Consider the following 19146-nt stretch of genomic DNA (forward strand, 5'->3'; position numbering starts at 1 on the left):
TCGACGTCGTCCTGCGGCCCCTTCCACGCCGCTGCCGACAGCGGCGCGGCGCTCCTCCTCGACGGCCGTGCCCGGGCGGGGCCGGTCCCGCGGACGAGCGCGGGCGCCACCGGCCCTGCTGGACCGGTGGTGCCCGGGGTGTGCTCGGCCGGGCCTCAGCCCTGCACGGTGATCCGGTCGGTGGCCGGTGCGGGGACCGCGTCCCCGGACAGGTAGGCCTGCAGGGCGTCGACGTCGAACCCGGGCTGGTTGACCACGTCCGTGCCCTCGGTGAGCACGGTGAAGCCGTCCCCGCCGCCGGCCAGGAAGCTGTTCACCGTGATGCGGTAGGTCTGGTCGAGCGCGACCTCGTTCCCGCCGATCGTGAGCGAGCCGGGCACCACGCTGCCGCCGCCGGCCGGGTCCACCGTGTAGCGGACCGAGCCGGAGGGGGCCAGCACCCGGTCGACCTCGAACTGCTGGTCGAGCAGGGCGTACAGCTGCTGCCCGGTCAGGTCCAGGGTGGTGAGCAGGTTGTTGAACGGCTGCACCTCGAAGGCCTCGCCGTAGGTCACCACGCCGTCGCCCTCGCCGGCGTCGGAGGAGGCGTGGAGGAGGTCGGCGCGCACCCCGCCGGGGTTCATGAACGCCGCCGCGGCGCCGGCCCCGGTGGTCGCCGCCAGCTGCGCGTCGGCGATCAGGTTGCCGAGCGGCGATTCCCCGCCGAGGTCGGTCCCGTCCGCACGGGCGCCGGGCAGGAGCACCTCCTGGGCGCGCAGGACGTCCTCGGTGATCTGGCCGATGGGCGTGTTGGCGATCGGCTCGGCGATCTCGGCGTAGCGGTCGACGAGCGCCTGGGCCTCGGCGTCGGGCTCGACGTCCCGGGTGACGACGACGTTCTCGGCGCGCTTGCGGATGACGTCCCCGGTACGCGCGTCGATGGTCAGGTCGATGTCGGTGATCAGCCGACCGTTGGAGAGCGCCTGGGTGACCAGCTTGCCGTCGACCTCGGCCGCGCGCTGGCACACGTACCCGTTGTGCAGGTGCCCGGTGAGCACGACGTCGACGGCGTCGTCGACGGCCCGGGCGATGTCGAAGGCGGGGCCGGTCGGCTCGTCGCACGCGTTGATGCCGCCGCCGGCCGTGCCGCCCTCGTGCAGCGAGACGACGATCGCCTCGACCCCCTGCTCGCGCAGCTCGGCGACGGAGGCGTTGATCGTCTCCACCTCGTCGGCGAAGCGGACGCCGGCGATGCCCTCGGCCGAGACGATCGAGGGGGTCTCGTCCAGGGTCAGGCCGATGACCCCGACCTGCACACCGTCGAACCCGTGGACCTCGTAGGGCGGGAGGATCGGCGTGCCGCTCTCCTGGTCCACGACGTTGGCGGCCAGCCAGTCGGCGTCGGACCCGTCGTAGCCGTCACCGTCCAGGCAGCCGTCCTCGGGGTGGCAGGCGCCGCCCTCGACCACCCGCAGCAGCTCGTCGACGCCCTCGTCGAACTCGTGGTTGCCGACCGCCGCCACGTCCAGGCCGAGCAGGTCCATCGCGTCGACGGTCGGCTCGTCGCGGAACAGCGCGGAGAGGAACGGGCTGCCCCCGACCAGGTCGCCGTTGCTGATCGTGAGGGTGTTGCGGTTCTCCTCCTCCAGGTTCTGGAGGTGGGTGGCGAGGTAGGCCAGCCCACCGGCGTCGACCACGCTGCCGTCGGGCAGGGTGACCCGCCCCCCGGAGCCGGCCGGCGGCTCGAGCGCGCCGTGGAAGTCGTTGAAGGCCAGCAGCTGCACCTCCACCGGCTTGTGGCCGGCGGGGGTCTGGGACGGGGGCCCGGCCGCGGCAGGAGCGGCGGCGACGACGGCGAGGACGGACAGGGACGCGGTCGCGCCCAGCGTGGCCACGGAACGGGGCCTCATGCGGTGCTCCTCCGGGAGGGGTCGTTGCCCGGTCACCGTAAGTCACCCCGGGGACCACCGGGGGAGTCGTGGATGAACAGCGGACGACGCCGGACGCGCTCGAGCCGGGCCCACCGACCCCCTCACCGTCCGGACGGCGTCAGCCGGGGGCCGGGCGGTGACCGCGCGCGGGCGGTGGTCCGCGGGCAGCGGCCCGTCGGCCCGCTCCGAGCGCCGCAGGGCGTCGGCGTGGCAGGCGGTGCAGCAGTGCGTCTGCTTCCAGCCGACCACCGACAGCCGGGTGCCGCGGGAGGACTGCGTCATCACCTGCGGGCGGAGCACCAGGTCGGTGCCGTGGCAGGTGGCGCAGCGCAGCCGCTGGTCGCGCAGGAACGACGTCCCGCAGGCCCCGCGGGCGAGCTGGACGCCGTCGACGCCACGGCTGCCCACGAGGTCCTCGGTCCCCCCGCAGCGGGGGCGCTCGACGTGCATGCGCGTGACCTGCTCCTCCTCGGGGCCGACGAGCCGCGCTGACCGGAGCGGCGATCCGGGCCCCACCCACAGTACTCTTACGTAAGAGTTGGCCGCCCCGCCTGCCGACCGCAATCTGACGTAGCGTTAGAGTCGAGCGAGGGCATGGGCGCGCGAGCAGGAGGCAGCGATGAGGCACGACCGGTGGGCGGACCGGTTCACCGGGGTGCCGCGCGGCGATGCGCAGGGCCTGGGCCGCACCGGGGGAGCGCGCCCGTGACCGCGACCGCCCCCACCGCCGGCGTGACCTCGGCCGACGTGCTCGCCGAGGCCGCGCGACGGCGGACCTTCGCCGTGATCAGCCACCCCGATGCGGGCAAGTCCACGCTCACCGAGGCGCTGGCCCTGCACGCCCGGGTCATCGGGCAGGCCGGCGCGGTGCACGGCAAGGCCGGCCGGCGCGGCACGGTGTCGGACTGGATGGGCATGGAGCGCGCCCGCGGGATCTCGATCACGTCCGCGGCCCTGCAGTTCTCCTACCGCGACGCCGTGGTCAACCTGCTGGACACCCCCGGCCACGCCGACTTCTCCGAGGACACCTACCGGGTGCTCACCGCCGTGGACGCCGCGGTCATGCTCGTCGACGCCGCCAAGGGCCTCGAGGCCCAGACCATGAAGCTGTTCGCCGTCTGCCGGCACCGCGGCATCCCGGTCATCACCGTGGTCAACAAGTGGGACCGCCCCGGCAAGGACGCCCTCGCGCTGATGGACGAGGTCGCCGAGCGCACCGGGCTCACCCCCACGCCGCTGACCTGGCCGGTGGGGATCGCCGGGGACTTCCGCGGCGTGCTCGACCGCCGCGACGGGTCCTACCGGCGGTTCACCCGCACCGCCGGGGGCGCCACGCTCGCCCCCGAGGAGCACCTCTCCCCCGCCGCGGCCGCCGCCCGGGAGCCCGAGGCCTGGCCGCGGGCCCGGGAGGAGGCCGACCTGCTGGCCGCCACCGCCGGCGAGCACGACCAGCAGCTGTTCCTCGCCGGGGTCACCACCCCGGTGCTGTTCGCCTCGGCGATCTCCAACTTCGGCGTCGGCGCACTCCTCGACGTCCTGGTCGAGCTGGCCCCCGCACCGGCCGGGCGGCCCGACGCCGGCGGGACGCCCCGGCCGGTGGACGCCCCCTTCAGCGCCTTCGTCTTCAAGGTCCAGTCCGGGATGGACGCCGCCCACCGGGACCGGCTGGCCTACCTGCGCATCTGCTCGGGGGTGTTCGAGCGCGGCATGGTGGTCACCCACGCCGCCACCGGCCGGCCGTTCGCCACCAAGTACGCCCAGCAGGTCTTCGGCCGGGAGCGGGGAAGCATCGACCTCGCCCACCCCGGCGACGTCGTCGGGCTGGTCAACGCCTCGGCGCTGAACGTCGGGGACACCCTCTACGCCGGGCAACCGGTCGCCTTCCCGCCGCTGACCACCTTCGCCCCCGAGCACTTCGCCGTCGCCCGCAGCCTCGAGACGGCCAGGCACAAGCAGTTCCGCCGGGGCATCGCCCAGCTGGACTCCGAGGGCGTGGTCCAGGTGCTGCGCTCCGAGCGCCGCGGGGACGCCGCACCCGTGCTGGCCGTGGTCGGCCCGATGCAGTTCGAGGTCGCCGCCCACCGCATGGCCCACGAGTTCGGCGCGCCCGTGCAGCTCGAGCCCCTCCCTTACAGCCTGGCCATGCGCACCGACGAGGCCTCCGCCCCAGGTGTCACCGCGGGCAGCGGCACCGAGGTCCTGCGCCGCTCCGACGGCGAGCTGCTCGCGCTGTTCACCACCGAGTGGGTGGCCCGCGTGGTCCGCGAGGGCGACCCGGACCTCACCCTGGAACCGCTGGTCGCCGCCCAGCTCGCCTGACCCGGGGGGCGGCCCTGCCCCCGCCGCCTCCGGCAGACCCGCACCACCCGTGAGGAGATCCCACGAACCGCTCGGCACCGCCCCCGCCCACCCGCCGCACCCTCCTGGTCCGGAGCCTGCGGGAGGACCTCTACATGGCCGTGCACGGCATCCTGGTCAACCGGGTCGCCGCCTCGGTCGCCGTCCCCCGGGTGCTCCGGTACCTGGTCTACCGCCTGGTCGGCATGGACCTGCGGACGCCGAACGTCTTCCCGGGGGTCGAGTTCGCCGGCACCCGGGTGCGGCTGGGCTCGGGCACCTTCGTCAACGGCGGCGTCCGGTTCGAGGACGTCGCGCCGATTACCGTGGGCGAGGACTGCCAGATCGGCATGGACGTCCTGTTCGTCACCTCGCACCACGAGACGACCGGGGACTCGGTGGCGAGGACCCCGACCCCCCGGCCGATCACCGTCGGGGACCGCTGCTGGATCGGCGCCCGCGCCGTGCTGCTCCCCGGGGTGACCGTCGCCGACGACTGCGTCGTCGCCGCCGGCGCCGTGGTCTCCCGGGACTGCCCGACGCCCGGCGTGTACGCCGGCAACCCCGCCCGGCGCATCCGGGACCGCCGCGGCACGTGACGAACGGCTCACCACCCAACCCTGACGTCACGGACGAGTTCCCGGCAGACTGACGTCGACACCGCGCCGCGGCTCCCGGCAGCAGATCCCGATCGGCCGATCCCGACCGGCCCGTTGCCCGGGCCGGCGCGCCGCCTGCGCGGGTGCACCGCCGCGCCGCCCTCTGACCCGGCACCGGCTGCGGTGCTGCCCGCCTGCGCCCCCGACGGCGCCGAACGAGACGGATCCATGTCCTCAGCCCTGCCTGCCCTCCCCCGGCCGCGCCTGTCCCGGCCCACCTGGCTGTCCCCGCGGGTCGCCCGCACCGAGGTCCTCGCCGGCCTGGTGGTCGCGCTGGCGCTCATCCCCGAGGCGATCAGCTTCTCCATCCTGGCCGGGGTCGACCCCCGCGTCGGGCTGTTCTCCTCCTTCGTGATGGCCGTCGTCATCGCCTTCACCGGCGGGCGCCCGGCGATGATCACCGCCGCCACCGGCGCCATCGCCCTGGTCGTCGCCCCGCTGGCCCGCGACCACGGCCTGGAGTACCTGCTGGCCGCGGTCGTCCTCGGCGGGGTGTTCCAGGTGCTGCTCGCCGCGGCGGGCGTCGCCCGGCTGATGCGGTTCATCCCGCGCAGCGTCATGGTCGGCTTCGTCAACGCGCTGGCCATCCTGATCTTCACCGCGCAACTCGTCCACCTGGTGGACGTGCCGTGGCTGGTCTACCCGATGGTCGCCGCGGGTCTGGCGATGATCTTCCTGCTGCCGCGGCTCACCACCGCCGTCCCCGCGCCGCTGGTGTCGATCGTCGTGCTCACCGGCCTCACCGTGGCCGCGGGCCTGACCCTCCCGACCGTCGGCGACCAGGGCGAGCTCCCCGACAGCCTGCCGATCCTCGCGCTCCCGGTCGTCCCGCTCACCTGGGAGACGCTGACGCTGATCGCGCCCTACGCCCTCGGCGTGGCCCTCGTCGGGCTGATGGAGTCGCTGATGACCGCCAAGCTCGTCGACGACCTCACCGACACCGGCTCCGACAAGACCCGCGAGTCCTGGGGCCAGGGCGTGGCCAACGTCGCCTCGGGCCTCTTCGGCGGCATGGGCGGCTGCGCGATGATCGGCCAGACGATGATCAACGTGCGGTCCGGCGCCCGGACCCGGCTGTCGACCTTCCTCTCCGGCGTCTTCCTCCTCGTCCTGGTGGTCGCCCTCGGCGACGTCGTCGCGATCATCCCGATGGCCGCGCTCGTCGCGGTGATGGTCTTCGTGTCGATCGCCACCTTCGACTGGCACAGCCTGCGCACCGTCCACCGCATGCCGCGCAGCGAGACCGCGGTGATGCTCACGACCGTCGCCGGCACCCTGCTCACGCACAACCTCGCCGTCGGGGTCGGCGCCGGCGTCGTCGCCGCGTGCGTGCTCTTCGCCCGCCGGGTGGCCCACCTCGCCGAGGTCACCAGCGTCACCGACCCCGACGGCGGCACCCGCGTCTACTCGGTGACCGGCGCGCTGTTCTTCGCCTCCAGCAACGACCTGTACACCCGGTTCGACTACGCCGGCGACCCCGAGCACGTGGTCGTCGACCTGACCGACGCGCACGTCTGGGACGCCTCGACCGTCGCCACCCTCGACGCGATCACCCACAAGTACGCCAAGCGCGGCAAGACCGTGGAGATCGTCGGCCTCACCGGGCACTCGGCGCAGCGGTACGAGCGGCACAGCGGCCGGCTCGCCGGGGCCCACTGATGCCGGGCCGGACGGCGCCCGGCCCGCGGGTTGGCTATGAAGGAGGGGTGACCGGGACCCCGCGCAGCGAGCTGGTGCAGATCGGCCAGGTCGCCGAGCGCACCGGCCTGAGCCTGCGCACCATCCGCTGGTACGAGGAGGAGGGGCTCGTCGTCCCCACCGCCCGCACCGAGGGGGGCTTCCGGCTCTACAGCGAGGACGACGTCGCCCGCCTCGAGGTCATCAAGCGGATGAAGCCCCTCGGGTTCGCGCTGGAGGAGATGCGCGAGCTGCTGGCCCTGCTCGCCGACCTCGACGCCGGCACCGGCGACCGGCCCGCACTGCTCGACCGGCTGCGCATGTTCCACGAGGCCGCGACCGCCCGCGTCACGGCGCTGCGCGAGCAGCTCACCGTCGCCGAGGGCTTCGCCGACACCCTCGCCGGGCACCTCGACACCCAGCGCGAGCGGTCCTGAGGACCGGCGCGGACGGCCCCGTCCACCGGGGCCGTCAGCGCCGCCTCGACCGCCGCTGCACGAACGCGTCGGCGACCGTCTGCCCCGCCAGCCAGGTGGCGCCGAGGAGCAGGAGCACCCCGGCACCGAGCCGGGCGTTGCTCACCAGCAGCACGGCCGACGCCCACACCGCCACGACGACCACCGCCAGCAGAGCCAGGTTGACCGCCAGGGCGACCAGCTGTCCGCGCAGGAGGGCCTCCACGCCCAGCACCACGCCGACGGTGATCGCCGCCGGCACGAGCAGACCGTCGCCGCCGACGAGGAGCAGCACCCCCAGCGCCGCGAACAGCAGGGTGCTGGACGCCGACGCCCAGATCCGCAGCACCCGGGCACGCGCCTGCACGTCCGTGGTGAGCGGCAGCGCCCGGTGGCGCAGGTGCGCCCACGGGCCCGGTACCACCGGGGCGCTCCCGGCCCGCCGCTCCCACGCGTCGAGCTCGGTGGTCAGCTCGACCTGCCGGGCCCGGACGGCGGCGACCCGGCTGCGCAGCCGCACGACGGCTGCACCGGGCTCCCGTGGCCCACGGCCGGCGACCCGGTCGGCCACCGTGGCCTCGCGCAACTCCGCCCGTGCCGCGTCGAGCTCCTCCGCCGCGACGGCCAGCCGGCCGGCCAGCTCCTCCCCGTGGACCTGCCACAGCCGGCGCGCCTCGGCGGGAGTCGCCGGCTCGCCGTCCAGCTGGGACCAGGCCAGCGGGGCCCCCCACGACCGCCGCACCGAGCCGTCCCGCTCGTAGCGGGGCCCGGCCGGTGCCCGCTCCCCGCCGAAGGGGTCGCCGGTGTCCAGCCCCCACAGGCCGCGGAAGTCCCGCACCCAGTCGGTGTCGTCGTCGACCAGGTGCAGCTGCCAGGCGCGCTCCTGACCGGGCCCGATGGCCGGCCCGTCGCCGCGCCGGTAGTCCAGGAAGGGGATGCCGATGGTGGAGGCGTCCGGGTCGGCCCAGGGGACGATCCGGCCCACCGCGCGACGCAGCCGGTCCACCCACCGGGGCAGGTCGGGCGCGGCCGTGACCAGGTAGTCGCCGGGCAGGTACGCCGCCGAGTGCGAACCCGCGCCCACGAAGACCACCGGGTGCTCGCCGGCCCGCTGCAGGTCGGGGTCGTCCCAGCGGCGCCGCAGGTCGGCACCCACCTCGTCGTGGCTGGCGAAGACCACCCAGGCCGGCACCGGACCGCCCTCCTCCTCGGCCAGGACCACCGCGACGTGCTCCCAGTCGGCCTCGTGGTCGTTCACCCCGCCGAAGGAGGACCGCCAGTCGTTCATCGCGTAGAAGAACCAGTACTGGAGCACCACGTAGCCGCCGTCGCGCACGACCCGCCCGTAGCAGTGGCAGGCGTCCGGATCGGCGGCCGCACGGCTCTGCCGGTGGGCCGCCGCCGTCCAGCCGCCCGGTACCGGGCCGCGCAGCAGCAGGGACAACCGCATCGCGACGGCCACGAGGCGGGCGAGCAGGCCGGCGGCGGCCGCCCCGCTGCCCCTGCGCAGCGGTGCGGGGGCCTCCTCGCGCCGCCAGCTCCGCAGCTCCCGCCGGTCCAGCGGCCGTTGCACGTAGCGCAGGGACAGCGGCTGGTCGGGGTGGGTGCGCCCCAGCTCCGCGAGCCGCTGCGGGGTCAGCGTCCCGGGGTCCGCGACCACCCGCGCCGAGGCGCCCGTCCCGAGCACCGCGGCCGCGCGGGCGAGGTAGTCCTCGACCCGGCCGGGGAGGAACAGCTCACCCCTGGTCAACCGCACGACCGGCTCGAACCGCCGGAGGAGGGCGACAGCCGCGCCCTCCTCCTCCGGTGCCGCCGTACGGACCGGCCGGACGCCGCTGAGCTCGGAGACCATCGCCACCCCGACCTGTCGAGCGCGGACCGCCCCGGGCGGGGGCGGGACGTCGGGCCGACTCTCGCAGCCGGCCGGTGCCCGTCGGATCGTCCGGAGGAGAGGATCGCCCCGTCCCCGGCAGGCCGACGCGGTCTCCGCGTCGGCGCCCCGCACGTGGGCGTCCTCGGGCTCGACCTGACGCTGGACGCGGCGGCCCCGCTCGGCTGAGCGCCGGGAGCCGACCCGGTGCCGCTCCGGGGTGGATCAGCCCCGGGCCGGCACCAGCCCGGCCAGCAGGGTGAGCACCCGGGCCTCGACGTCGTCGACGATGCGCCGCACCGTCTCCACGTCCTGGCCCTTCGGGTCCTCGACCGGCCAGTCCTCGTAGCGCGTGCCCGGGAAGACCGGGCAGGTCTCGCCGCACCCCATCGTGACCACCACGTCGGCGCCGCGGACCAGGTCGGCGTCGAGCAGCGTGGGCACGTGGTCCTCGACCGGGAGCCCCCGCTCGGCCAGCACCTGCGCCACGACCGGGTTGACGCCCGCCCCCGGCTCGGAGCCGGCCGAGCGGACCTCGACGGCGTCCCCTCCGTGGTGGCGGGCGAGGACCTGCGCGGCCACGGATCGGCCGGAGTTGTGGATGCAGGCGAACAGGATGCTGGGGCGGTCGGTCACGGGTTCCTCTCGAGGGTGGTCGGGGGTCCGGCGGGCATCAGGCCGGGGCGCCGGCGGGCTGCGGCCGGGCGGCCGGCCGGCGTGGGGCGTGCTCGGCGACCCACGCGTGGGCGGCCACCTGCACCACGTCCCAGGGTGAGCCCAGCGGGGGCGTGTACGACAGGTCCAGCTCCCCGAGGCCGTCGACGGTCGTGCCGTGGAACAGCGCGGTCGCGCACGTGTCCACCCGCTTGGCCGTCGCGGTGCCCAGCGCACCCACCATCTGGGCACCCAGCAGCCGGCCGGTCCGGGTGTCGCCGGTGAGGCGCACCGTGACCGGCCGGGCCCCCGGGTAGTAGGCCTTGTGGTCGTCGGCTGCGGCCGTGGTGGAGCCCGGCCGGTGGCCGGCGGCGAGGGCCTCGGGCTCGCGCAGCCCGGTGCGGGCGGCGACGACGTCGAAGACCTTGACCACCTGGGTGCCCAGGCTGCCCGCGAAGCGCGCCGGTCGCCCGGTCCCGCCCACCGCGTTCTCGCCCGCGACGCGCCCCTGCTTGTGCGCCGTGGTCCCCAGGGGCAGCCAGGTCACCCCGGCCAACCGGTGGTGGGTGACCACGCAGTCGCCGGCCGCCCAGACGTGCGGCAGGCCGGTGGCCATCGTCTCGTCCACCAGCACCGCCCCCCGGGGACCGGTCCGGGCTCCCGCGGCCGTGAGCAGGTCGGTGTCCGGGCGGACCCCGACGACGACCAGGACGACGTCGACGTCGAGGCCGAGGGGCTCGCCGGCCGGGCCCGTGGCGTCCGCGTGCAGCGGGTGGCGGCCACCGGGGCGGGCCGAGACGGCGGTGACCGTCGTGCCGGTGTGCACCCGCACGCCGTGGCGGGTCAGCTCGTCGCGCACCAGCCGCCCCAGCGGCGGGTCGACGGTGGGCAGCACCTCCGGCAGCGCCTCGACCTGCACGACCTCCAGCCCGCGGGCCGTGAGCGCCTCCGCCATCTCCAGACCGACGTACCCGGCCCCCACGACCAGCGCGCGGCGCGGCCCCGGTGCGGGTGCCGCCAGGACGCGCCGCAGGGTCTCCTGCAGCGCGACGGCGTCGCCCATGGAGTGCAGGACGTGGACACCGTCGGCGGGCCCGAGGCCGGCCAGCCCGGCGACGGGTGGGCGCACCGGCACCGCGCCGGTGCCGACGACCAGCTCGTCGTAGGGCAGCAGGGACCGGTCGCCGTCGCCGGCGGTGAGCGCGACGGTCCGCGCGCCGACGTCGACGGCCGTGGCCCGGGTGCTCGTCACCAGCCGGATCCCGGTCGCCTCGAGCTCGGCCCGGGTGCGGTGGGCGAGGTCCCGCCGGTCGCGGACGTCGCCGGACACCCAGTAGGGCAGGCCGCAGATGGAGAGGTCGGGGTGCTCGTCGGCCAGGACGACGGTCACCCGGGCACCTGGGTCGAGCTCGCGGGCGCGCAGCGCCGCGGAGATCCCGGCGTCCGAGCCCCCGACCACGACCAGCCGCGGGGCCGCGGTCACCGGGTCGCCACGGCCGCCGGCGGGGCGACCGGCGCGGGGGGCGGGAGGTCCGGGAGCAGGGAGACCACGAGCGCGCGGACGCGGGCGTCGAGGTCGGCCCGGATGGCGGCGACCTCGCCGGGGCCGGCCCCGGCAGGGTCCGCCACCGGCCAGTCCTCGTAGCGGCGGCCCGGCACGACCGGGCACTCGTCGCCGCAGCCGAGGGTGACCACCACGTCGGAGGCGGCCAGCACGTCGTGCGTGAGCGGCTTGGGGAACTCCTGGTCCAGGCTCAGCCCGACCTCCGCCGTGGCCGCCACCACCTCGGGGTGGATCGCCTCGGCGGGGTCGCTGCCGGCGGTGTGCACGTGGATCGCGGTGCCCGCGTGGTGGCGCAGGAGGGCGGCCGCCATCTGGGAGCGGCCGGCGTTGTGCACGCAGACGAAGAGCACCGAGGGGGCGCGGCGGGGGCGCTTGCCCTGGCTGACCGCGCGGGCGTCGAGGCGCTGGCAGGCGAAGCGGCCGGCCAGCACCGGCAGGAACGTGCGCACCTGCGCCGTGGCGGCCAGGCGGTCGTAGCTGTCCCGGTAGACCGCCTCGACCTCCGCGCGGGGGAAGCGGTCGTCGTAGTCGCGGACGAGGTCGGCGAGGACCCTCGCCACCTGGGCGTCGCGCTCGGTGTCCGGCATCCGTCGTCCTCCCTCTTCCCGGCGGGGCTCAGCGGGTGCCGGCCGCCACCCCGTCCGTCCCGGCCGGCCAGGTCAGCCGGCGGCGCGCCCACAGCGCGACGTACACCAGCGCCACCAGCACCGGGACCTCGATCAGCGGGCCGACCACGCCGGCCAGCGCCTGGCCGGAGGTGACGCCGAAGGTCCCGATCGCGACGGCGATGGCGAGCTCGAAGTTGTTGCCGGCGGCGGTGAAGGCCAGCGTCGAGGTCTTGGCGTAGCCCAGGCCGAGGCCGCGGCCGAGGGCGAACGCGCCGCCGAACATGAGCACGAAGTAGGCGAGCAGCGGCAGCGCGATCCGGGCGACGTCCCACGGCTGCGAGGTGATGGCCTCCCCCTGGAGCGCGAAGAGCATCACGATCGTGAACAGCAGCCCGTACAGGGCGACCGGGCCGATGCGCGGCAGGAAGCGCGACTCGTACCACTCCCGGCCGCGTGCCCGCTCGCCGAGCGTGCGGGTGAGGAAGCCCGCCAGCAGCGGGATGCCGAGGAAGACGAGGACCGACAGCACGATGGCCCACACGCTGAACTCCGCCGACGTGGTGGGCAGCCCCAGCCAGCCGGGCAGCACCTGCAGGTAGAACCAGCCGAGCGCGGCGAACGCCAGGATCTGGAACACCGAGTTGATCGCCACCAGGACCGCGGCGGCCTCGCGGTCCCCGCAGGAGAGGTCGTTCCAGATGAGCACCATGGCGATGCAGCGGGCCAGGCCGACGATGATCAGCCCGGTGCGGTACTCGGGCAGGTCGGGCAGCAGCAACCAGGCCAGCGCGAACATCAGCGCCGGGCCGACCAGCCAGTTGAGCACCAGCGAGGCGGCCAGCAGCCGGGTGTCGCCGGTCACCCGGCCCACCTCGGTGTACCGGACCTTGGCCAGCACCGGGTACATCATCAGGATCAGCCCGAGGGCGATCGGCAGGCTGACGTTCCCGATCTCGACCGCCGAGAGCGCGTCGTCCAGCCCGGGGACCAGCCGGCCCAGCCCCAGGCCCAGGGCCATCGCGGCGACGATCCACACCGGCAGGAAGCGGTCCAGCGTGGACAGCCGGGCCAGCACCGGTGCATCGGCGCCGGCGCGCGCGGTCTCGGCGACGGTGTCGCTCATCGGGGCAGCACGCCTCTCGGTCGTCTCCGGTCGTCCCCGCCGAAGGCATCGACGGGCATCGATGACTGTGCCCCACGCATCGACAGCCGTCAATCGACCGGGCAGACTGGCCGGGTGAACAGCAGTCGAACCGGCACCGCGCTCCCAATCCTCGGCGCCGACGACGCCTGCGCGCCGACGGCGCTGACCGGCGGGCTGGACGCCGGCGCCGCCGGGGACCTCGCCCGCACGCTCAAGGCGCTGGCCGACCCCGCGCGGCTGCGCCTGCTGTCCCTCGTCGCCGCCAGCCCCACCGGCGAGGCGTGCACCTGCGACCTCACCGGCCCGCTGGAGCTGAGCCAGCCGACGGTGAGCCACCACTGCAAGGTGCTGGTCGAGGCCGGCTTCCTGCGCCGGGAGAAGCGCGGGGTGTGGTCGCACTACTCGCTCGTGCCCGGCGCGATGGAGGCCGTGGGCGCCGCCCTGCCCGGCGTCCGGGAGCCCGCCGGGACCTGACCCGGCTCAGCAGCAGTCGGGGTCGAGGACCCGCACCAGCGCACCGAGCGCCTCCCGGTGCGCCCGGTGGTACACGTTCATCCCGCGCCGCTCCCCCGAGACGAGCCCGGCCTTCCGCAGCTGCCCGAGGTGGTGGCTCACCGTCGCCTCGGTCAGGCCCACGGCCGGCGCCAGGTCGCAGGTGCAGACCTCGCCGCGGGCCAGCAGCAGGGAGAGCAGGCGCAGCCGGGTGGGGTCGGCCAGCGCCTTGAGCCGGAGCGCGACCCCCACCGCGTCGTCCTCCCCCATCGGCGCGGCCGCGACCGGCGCGCAGCACACCGGTGCGGAGGTGTCGACGACGGGCAGGGCCTTCGGCATGGGCCCCAGTCTGCCACCTTCTTGACATATGTCGAGGAGGTGGGTCACTGTGGTGCCATCCAGTTCGACATATGTCTCACCACCCGGAGGTCCCCGTGTCCCGCGTCCAGCTCGCCCTCGACGTCGACGACCTCGAGCAGGCCGTCGCCTTCTACTCCACGCTCTTCGGCACCGAGCCGGCCAAGCGGCGGCCCGGGTACGCGAACTTCGCCGTCGCCGACCCGCCGCTCAAGCTCGTCCTCCTCGAGAACCCCGGCTCCGGGGGCACGATCAACCACCTCGGCGTCGAGGTGGACTCCACCGGCACCGTGCGTGCCGAGATCGACCGGCTGACCACCGCCGGGCTCCTCGCCGACGAGGAGATGGGCACCACCTGCTGCTACGCCACCCAGGACAAGGCCTGGGTGACCGCCCCGGACGGCGAGCGCTGGGAGGTCTACACCGTGCTGGCCGACAGCCCCACCTTCGGCTCCGGCCCGTCGGCGCCCGCCGACCCGGGGGCGACGACGTGCTGCGGCAGCGGCGAGCAGGCAGCCGCCCCGGGCAGGACGGCGGCTGCCTGCTGCTGACCGGCCCCCGCCGTCCCCGGTACCGGCCCGTCGTCCGCGGGTCGGTACCGGGGCGCGAGGCGCACGCCATCACGGCGACCGCATCGACCACCGGGATCGACGCGCGCCACGGCGACCCGGGTCCGCGCCCCGGGCGTGGGAGGCCCGGGAGGTCCTCGCCGCCGCGGGGACCACGTTCCCGGTCAGCGTCCGTCCTGACGGCCGCCCCACGTGACCCCGTTGATCACCGTGTGGCACGACGGCGCGCTGCACCTCTGCACCGGCACGGAGGAGCGCGAGGCCCCCTACGGCCGGACCCGCCGGCGGGTCACGGACGGGTGACCGCGCCGCGCACGGAGCCCTCCCCTTCCGCCCGCTGCCGTGCCAGGGTGCGCCGCCATGACCGTCGAGCGCTCCGTCCGGCTGACCTTCTCCGACTCCTCCCGCACCTCCGCGACCCACTCCAACCTCTCCGCCGTCCGCAGCGACGGGCCGGTCCTGTGGGTGGCCGGGGACGAGACGGCCACCGTCGAGCGGCTGGTGGCCGACGACCCCGAGCACCCGGGCGAGTACGCCGCCCAGGCGACCTTCCGGCTGGCCGACCTCGTCGACCTGCCCGGCGCCGACGCCGACGAGGAGGCCGACGTCGAGGGTCTGGCCCGCTCGGGGCACTTCCTCTGGGCCGTGGGTTCGCACAGCCTGCGCCGCCGGCGGATCCGCGACGAGCACGACGGCGAGAAGGCGCTGCGCCGGCTCGCGCGGGTGACCGGCCAGGCCAACCGCCAGGTGATCGTCCGCCTCCCCGTGGCCGACGTCGACGGCCTGCCCACCCCGGTCCGCGAGCTGACCGTCGACGGCCGGACCCACCGGGCGGCCGTCTTCGGCGCCCGCGGCCGCGACCTGCGCGACCTGCTGGCCGACGACGAGCACCTGGCCCCGTTCCTGCCCATCCCCGGCAAGGACAACGGTCTCGACGTCGAGGGGATCGCGGTCCGGGGCGACCGGGTCTACCTCGGCCTGCGCGGGCCGGTGCTGCGCGGCTGGGCCGTCGTCCTGGAGCTGCGGCCGGAGGTCGACCCCGACGACCCCACCCGGCTGCGGCTGACCCGCTTCTGCCAGGGCCGCCGCTACCGCAAGCACGTGCTGCGCATGGACGGGCTCGGCGTGCGCGACCTGTGCCCGCACGGCGAGGACCTGCTCGTCCTCGCCGGCCCGACCATGGACCTCGACGGCCCGGTGCGGGTCTACCGCTGGCACGGGGCGTGCCGAGCCGAGACGCCGCAGGTGGTGCGCGGGGAGGCGCTGACCCGCGAGGTGGAGATCCCGTTCGGGGACGGCGACGACCACGCCGAGGGGATCGGCCTGGTCGGCACCGCCGAGCCCCGGTTGCTGGTCGTCTACGACAGCCCGGCCCCGTCGCGGCTGGTCGGCGACTCGGTGACCGCGGACGTCGTCAAGCTGCCCGCCTCCCCGGCCGCGGGCTGACGGCGCGGGCGCGCCGGGGCCGCGACCGGCCCCCGGCGCGCCCGTTTCGGCCCCTCCGGGGCGCGGTACGCAGGGGGCGCCGAGCCCAGGCAGCGCAGCCGGCGTCCGGACGACGTCCCGCGCGGGCGCCGCGTCCCCGGGAGGGGGAACCCGTGCTGAGCTACCAGGAACTGGTCGAGGACGTCGAGCAGCGCGCCGGGCTGGACGACGCCGACCAGGCGGTCGTCGCGCTCACCGCGGTGCTCACCACCGTGGCCGGGGCGGTGGCCCCCGAGCAGCGGCGGGCGCTGGCCGCGGTGGTGCCGGGGTCGCTGCGCCCGGTCGTGGAGAACGCCCCGCCGGTGCAGGCCGAGGACACCGGCGACCTGGTGCGGCGGGTCGCCCGGCGTGCCGACGTCACCGAGGAGCGGGCCCGCTACGAGGCCCACGCCGTGCTCTCCTGCGTCGCCGAGGCGGAGCCGGAGGTCGCCGAGCAGGTCCGGCAGGACCTCCCCGCCGACGCCGCGGACCTCTTCTCCGCGGCCCTGCCGTCGCAGGCGGCGAGCGTCGCGGCGTCGCAGCCGACCCAGCTGACCCAGCTGACGCCGGACGACGTGCGGGCGGTCCTCGCGCAGCTGCCCGGTTGGAGCGGGGACACGTCGGGCCTGCGGCGGACCGTCGTGCTGGACCCCGGCCAGGGACGTCCGCTGCTGGCGCGCATCCACCGGGCCGAGCAGGACCTGCACCACCGCGCCCTGGTGGAGGAGCTGCCCGACGGCGTCGCCCTCGTGCTGCGCACCCGCTCCTGCGACTGCGTCACCGACCTCGACGTGGCGCTGGCGCGGCGCATCCAGGAGGTCCTCGACGGGACGGGGGGCGGCCCGCCGGCCCGGCAGTGGTGAGCCGCCGGGCCGGTGTGCTCGGGGCCGGTGCGCCCGGGGCCGGTGCGCCCGGGGCCGGTGCGCCCGGGGCCGGTGTGCACGGTGAGACCGCTGTGCCGGACACGCCCGCCGCCGGTGCTGGTCCCCGGCCGGTGCCGCTGGCGACCCTGGCCCCATGACGCTCGCCTACTCCTACGGGACCGCGCACGCGGTCGTCATGGTCGGCTCGGTGGGCAGCCCCGAGGGCCTGGTGGCGCGGCAGATCGGCCCGGCGCACGCCACCATCGGCCGGGTCAGCGGCCGCAGCCGCAAATCGCTGTGCGGTGCCTACGTGGCGCTCGACGAGGAGACCGTCTGGCCGCCGGAGGGCTACGAGCCCGGGCAGCTGTGCGCCGAGTGCGCCACGCTCGCCACCCTCTGACCACCGTCCCGCCCACCCGACCCGCACCCCGCCGGGCCCGGCCGCCACGCACCGCGCCGGGCGCGCCCCCTCAGCCGCCGGCGACCGACGGCAGCACCTGCACCGTCGCGCCCTCGGGCACCGCCGTCCCGAGGCCGCCGGCGAAGCGCACGTCGTCGCCGTCGACGTAGACGTTGACGAAGCGGCGGATCGCCCCGGCCTCGTCCCGGATCCGGCGGCCCAGCACGGGGTGCGCGACGTCGAGCACGTCCAGCACGTCCCGCAGGGTCCCGCCGCCGGCGTCCACCCGCAGGTGCCGCTCGCCGCCGGCCAGGTCGGCGAGGGACCCCGGCAGCAGCACCTCGACCGCGGTCACGGCAGCCGCGCCGCGCGCACCACGAGCACGTCCGGCAGGTGGGCGGCGACGGTGGTGAACGTGTCGCCCTCGTCGCGGCTGGCGTAGACGCAGCCGTCCCGGGTGCCGACGTAGAGGCCGGTGGGGTCGCCCGCGTCCGCGCAGGCGGCGTCCCGGACCACCGCCGTCCACGAGGCGTCGGGCAAGCCGACGCCCACCTCGGCCCAGGTCGCGCCGGCGTCCCGGGTGCGGTGCACCCGCAGCCGGCCGCCGGGTGGCACCCGCTGCACGTCGGCGACCAGCGGCACCACCCAGGCGGTGCCCGGGGTGGAGGGCGAGGCCACGACCGGGAACCCGAAGTCGGCGGGCAGCCCGCCGGCGATCGAGGTCCAGCTCAGCCCGCCGTCGTCGGTGCGGAACACGCCGAAGTGGTTCTGCGCGTACATCCGCTCCGGGCCGGCGGCGTCGACGGCCACCTTGTGCACGCACTGGCCGTACTCGGGCGGCGGCTCGGGCAGGAAGACCGCGCTGATCCCGCGGTTGCGCGGCTCCCACTTCTCCGCGCCGTCCTCGCTGACGTACACGCCGCCGGTGCTCATCGCGACAGTCACCCGGTCCGAGGCCGGGTCGGGCAGCACGGTGTGCACCGCGCCGCCGCCGGCGCCCGGCTCCCAGGTGGGCCGGTGCGGGTGGTCCCACAGCCCGCGCACGAGCTCGAAGCTCTCGCCGCCGTCCGAGCTGCGCCACAGCGAGTGCGGCTCGCAGCCGGCCCACACGACGTCGGGCCGCTCGGCGGTGTCCGGCCGCAGCTGCCAGACCCGGGCGAGCGCGGCGCCGGTGTCCTCGGGGAAGCGGATCGCCCCAGACTCCGTCTCCTCCCACGTGCCGCCGAGGTCGTCGGAGCGCATCACGGTGGGGCCCCAGTGGCCGTACTGGATGCCGGCCAGCAGGCGCGGCCGCGCCCGCCGGGTGTCGACGGCGACGGCCGCGACCTCCTGGGCGAGGAGGTGGGGGCCGTCGAGGGTCCAGGTGCGGCGGTCGTCGTCGCTGCGGGCCAGGAACAGGCCCTTGCGCGTGCCGATGGCGAGCAGGTCGGTCATGGCGCCCTCCAGGTCCGGGGCGCACGGACGGCGCCCCCGCGGGTAGACCCACGGGGGCGCCGGAACTCATCGGCCGGCCGGCGGCCGGTCAGCAGCGGGCGGCACCCGGGCCGCCGGCTGCCTCAGCGGCGGGTGGCACCGCCTGCGGGGTGGTCGTTCCCGGCCGGCGTCGGGTAGCCCTCCGCCGGGTGGCCCTCCGCGGCGTGCCCCTCCACGGCGGTCCCCTCGACTGCGGTGTTGCCCTCGACGACGTGCCGCCGGTCCCGGTCGGCCAGGCCGGGCGCGAGCTTGTCGGCCTTGGCCCGGAGCTGTTCGGCGGCCGAGGCGTGCTCCTGCGCGGCGGCCGCCCGCTGCGCGGCCTCCTCCTCGGCCAGGCGGGTCCGCTCCTCGACCTCCAGGCGCTCCCGCCGGGCGCGGGCGGCCTGCTCCTCGGCGGCGGCGCGGTCGCGCTCCGCCTGGGCGTGGCGCACCTCGGCCTCCCGCAGGTGCTCGCGGGCCTGTTCCCGCTTGCGCGCGCCGTTGATGCGGCTGCGCTTGGCCATGGCCAGCGCCAGGACGGCGAGCAGCACCACCGCCGCGACGACGATCAGCACGATCACCCACGTGTCCACCGGTCATCTCCTCGCACTCGGACGGGCGGATCGCAGGATTCCCCGGCCGGCGGAGGGTGAAACGCCTGGTGGGTGCGG

20 protein-coding genes are annotated in these 19146 nt (G+C 76.1%); 9 read left to right on the forward strand and 11 right to left on the reverse strand.

The genetic code is table 11. The features are described 5' to 3' along the window. Window positions 1–155 precede the first annotated feature (155 nt). Together ACI8AC_RS17445 and ACI8AC_RS17450 are read right to left on the reverse strand one after the other, a co-directional pair. Window positions 156–1889: a bifunctional metallophosphatase/5'-nucleotidase gene (locus tag ACI8AC_RS17445; protein ID WP_456899091.1), complete on the reverse strand. Its 1734-nt coding sequence runs from the start codon at window positions 1887–1889 to the stop codon at window positions 156–158. Window positions 1890–1931: 42 nt separating this feature from the next. Then, window positions 1932–2360 (reverse strand): hypothetical protein, encoded by a 429-nt coding sequence (locus tag ACI8AC_RS17450; protein ID WP_456899092.1) that lies wholly within the window; start codon window positions 2358–2360, stop codon window positions 1932–1934. 255 nt (window positions 2361–2615) lie between these two features. Between ACI8AC_RS17450 and ACI8AC_RS17455 the strand changes: the two genes are divergently transcribed. From ACI8AC_RS17455 to ACI8AC_RS17470, 4 genes are all read left to right on the forward strand, one after another. Then, on the forward strand, window positions 2616–4229 hold the full coding sequence (locus ACI8AC_RS17455) for a peptide chain release factor 3 (RefSeq protein WP_456899093.1): 1614 nt from the start codon (window positions 2616–2618) through the stop codon (window positions 4227–4229). Window positions 4230–4363: 134 nt separating this feature from the next. Next, window positions 4364–4846 carry an acyltransferase gene (locus tag ACI8AC_RS17460; protein WP_456899094.1) on the forward strand — a complete coding sequence of 161 codons (483 nt, stop codon included), beginning with the start codon at window positions 4364–4366 and terminating at the stop codon, window positions 4844–4846. A gap of 228 nt (window positions 4847–5074) precedes the next feature. Then, entirely contained in the window at window positions 5075–6565 is a 1491-nt protein-coding gene (locus ACI8AC_RS17465; protein ID WP_456899095.1) for a SulP family inorganic anion transporter, read from the forward strand. Window positions 6566–6612: 47 nt separating this feature from the next. Next, complete coding sequence (locus tag ACI8AC_RS17470; protein WP_456899096.1) at window positions 6613–7020, forward strand: MerR family transcriptional regulator; 408 nt, start codon at window positions 6613–6615, stop codon at window positions 7018–7020. 34 nt (window positions 7021–7054) lie between these two features. Here ACI8AC_RS17470 and ACI8AC_RS17475 read toward each other — a convergent pair whose 3' ends face one another. The 5 genes from ACI8AC_RS17475 to arsB all read right to left on the reverse strand — a co-directional run bounded on the left by ACI8AC_RS17475 (window position 7055) and on the right by arsB (window position 12857). Further along, complete coding sequence (locus tag ACI8AC_RS17475; protein ID WP_456899097.1) at window positions 7055–8890, reverse strand: hypothetical protein; 1836 nt, start codon at window positions 8888–8890, stop codon at window positions 7055–7057. Between the two features lie 243 nt (window positions 8891–9133). Further along, a complete protein-coding gene (locus ACI8AC_RS17480) occupies window positions 9134–9544 on the reverse strand; it encodes an arsenate reductase ArsC (RefSeq protein WP_456899098.1) in 411 nt (136 codons plus the stop codon). A 37-nt stretch (window positions 9545–9581) separates the two neighbouring features. Beyond that, complete coding sequence (locus ACI8AC_RS17485) at window positions 9582–11045, reverse strand: FAD-dependent oxidoreductase (RefSeq protein ID WP_456899099.1); 1464 nt, start codon at window positions 11043–11045, stop codon at window positions 9582–9584. Continuing rightward, on the reverse strand, window positions 11042–11713 hold the full coding sequence (locus ACI8AC_RS17490; RefSeq protein WP_456899100.1) for an arsenate reductase ArsC: 672 nt from the start codon (window positions 11711–11713) through the stop codon (window positions 11042–11044). Before ACI8AC_RS17490 ends, ACI8AC_RS17485 begins: the two co-directional genes overlap by 4 nt. A 28-nt stretch (window positions 11714–11741) precedes the next feature. Further along, window positions 11742–12857 carry an ACR3 family arsenite efflux transporter gene (gene arsB / locus ACI8AC_RS17495; protein WP_456899101.1) on the reverse strand — a complete coding sequence of 372 codons (1116 nt, stop codon included), beginning with the start codon at window positions 12855–12857 and terminating at the stop codon, window positions 11742–11744. A 114-nt stretch (window positions 12858–12971) separates the two neighbouring features. On the opposite strand from arsB, the gene ACI8AC_RS17500 reads away from it, so the two are divergent. Beyond that, window positions 12972–13352, forward strand: a complete 381-nt coding sequence (locus ACI8AC_RS17500) for an ArsR/SmtB family transcription factor (RefSeq protein WP_456899102.1) — start codon at window positions 12972–12974, stop codon at window positions 13350–13352. A gap of 6 nt (window positions 13353–13358) precedes the next feature. Here ACI8AC_RS17500 and ACI8AC_RS17505 read toward each other — a convergent pair whose 3' ends face one another. Then, entirely contained in the window at window positions 13359–13709 is a 351-nt protein-coding gene (locus tag ACI8AC_RS17505) for an Rv2640c family ArsR-like transcriptional regulator (RefSeq protein WP_456899103.1), read from the reverse strand. A 95-nt stretch (window positions 13710–13804) separates the two neighbouring features. Here ACI8AC_RS17505 and ACI8AC_RS17510 point away from each other — a divergent pair, with 95 nt between their 5' ends. From ACI8AC_RS17510 to ACI8AC_RS17525, 4 genes are all read left to right on the forward strand, one after another. Next, a complete protein-coding gene (locus tag ACI8AC_RS17510) occupies window positions 13805–14278 on the forward strand; it encodes an ArsI/CadI family heavy metal resistance metalloenzyme (protein WP_456899104.1) in 474 nt (157 codons plus the stop codon). Between the two features lie 378 nt (window positions 14279–14656). After that, complete coding sequence (locus tag ACI8AC_RS17515) at window positions 14657–15742, forward strand: DUF3616 domain-containing protein (protein ID WP_456899105.1); 1086 nt, start codon at window positions 14657–14659, stop codon at window positions 15740–15742. A gap of 152 nt (window positions 15743–15894) precedes the next feature. After that, window positions 15895–16623 carry a DUF2267 domain-containing protein gene (locus tag ACI8AC_RS17520; RefSeq protein ID WP_456899106.1) on the forward strand — a complete coding sequence of 243 codons (729 nt, stop codon included), beginning with the start codon at window positions 15895–15897 and terminating at the stop codon, window positions 16621–16623. A 154-nt stretch (window positions 16624–16777) separates the two neighbouring features. Next, entirely contained in the window at window positions 16778–17023 is a 246-nt protein-coding gene (locus tag ACI8AC_RS17525; RefSeq protein WP_456899107.1) for a hypothetical protein, read from the forward strand. A 70-nt stretch (window positions 17024–17093) separates the two neighbouring features. On the opposite strand, the gene ACI8AC_RS17530 is transcribed toward ACI8AC_RS17525, so the two are convergent. From ACI8AC_RS17530 to ACI8AC_RS17540, 3 genes are all read right to left on the reverse strand, one after another. Beyond that, the gene (locus ACI8AC_RS17530; protein WP_456899108.1) at window positions 17094–17378 is read right to left on the reverse strand and encodes a MoaD/ThiS family protein; all 285 of its coding nucleotides are present in this window, start codon (window positions 17376–17378) and stop codon (window positions 17094–17096) included. Then, window positions 17375–18457, reverse strand: a complete 1083-nt coding sequence (locus ACI8AC_RS17535; protein WP_456899109.1) for a WD40/YVTN/BNR-like repeat-containing protein — start codon at window positions 18455–18457, stop codon at window positions 17375–17377. Before ACI8AC_RS17535 ends, ACI8AC_RS17530 begins: the two co-directional genes overlap by 4 nt. Window positions 18458–18579: 122 nt before the next feature. After that, entirely contained in the window at window positions 18580–19068 is a 489-nt protein-coding gene (locus ACI8AC_RS17540; protein WP_456899110.1) for a hypothetical protein, read from the reverse strand. Window positions 19069–19146: the final 78 nt, after the last annotated feature.

The organism is Geodermatophilus sp. SYSU D00758, assembly GCF_054049955.1.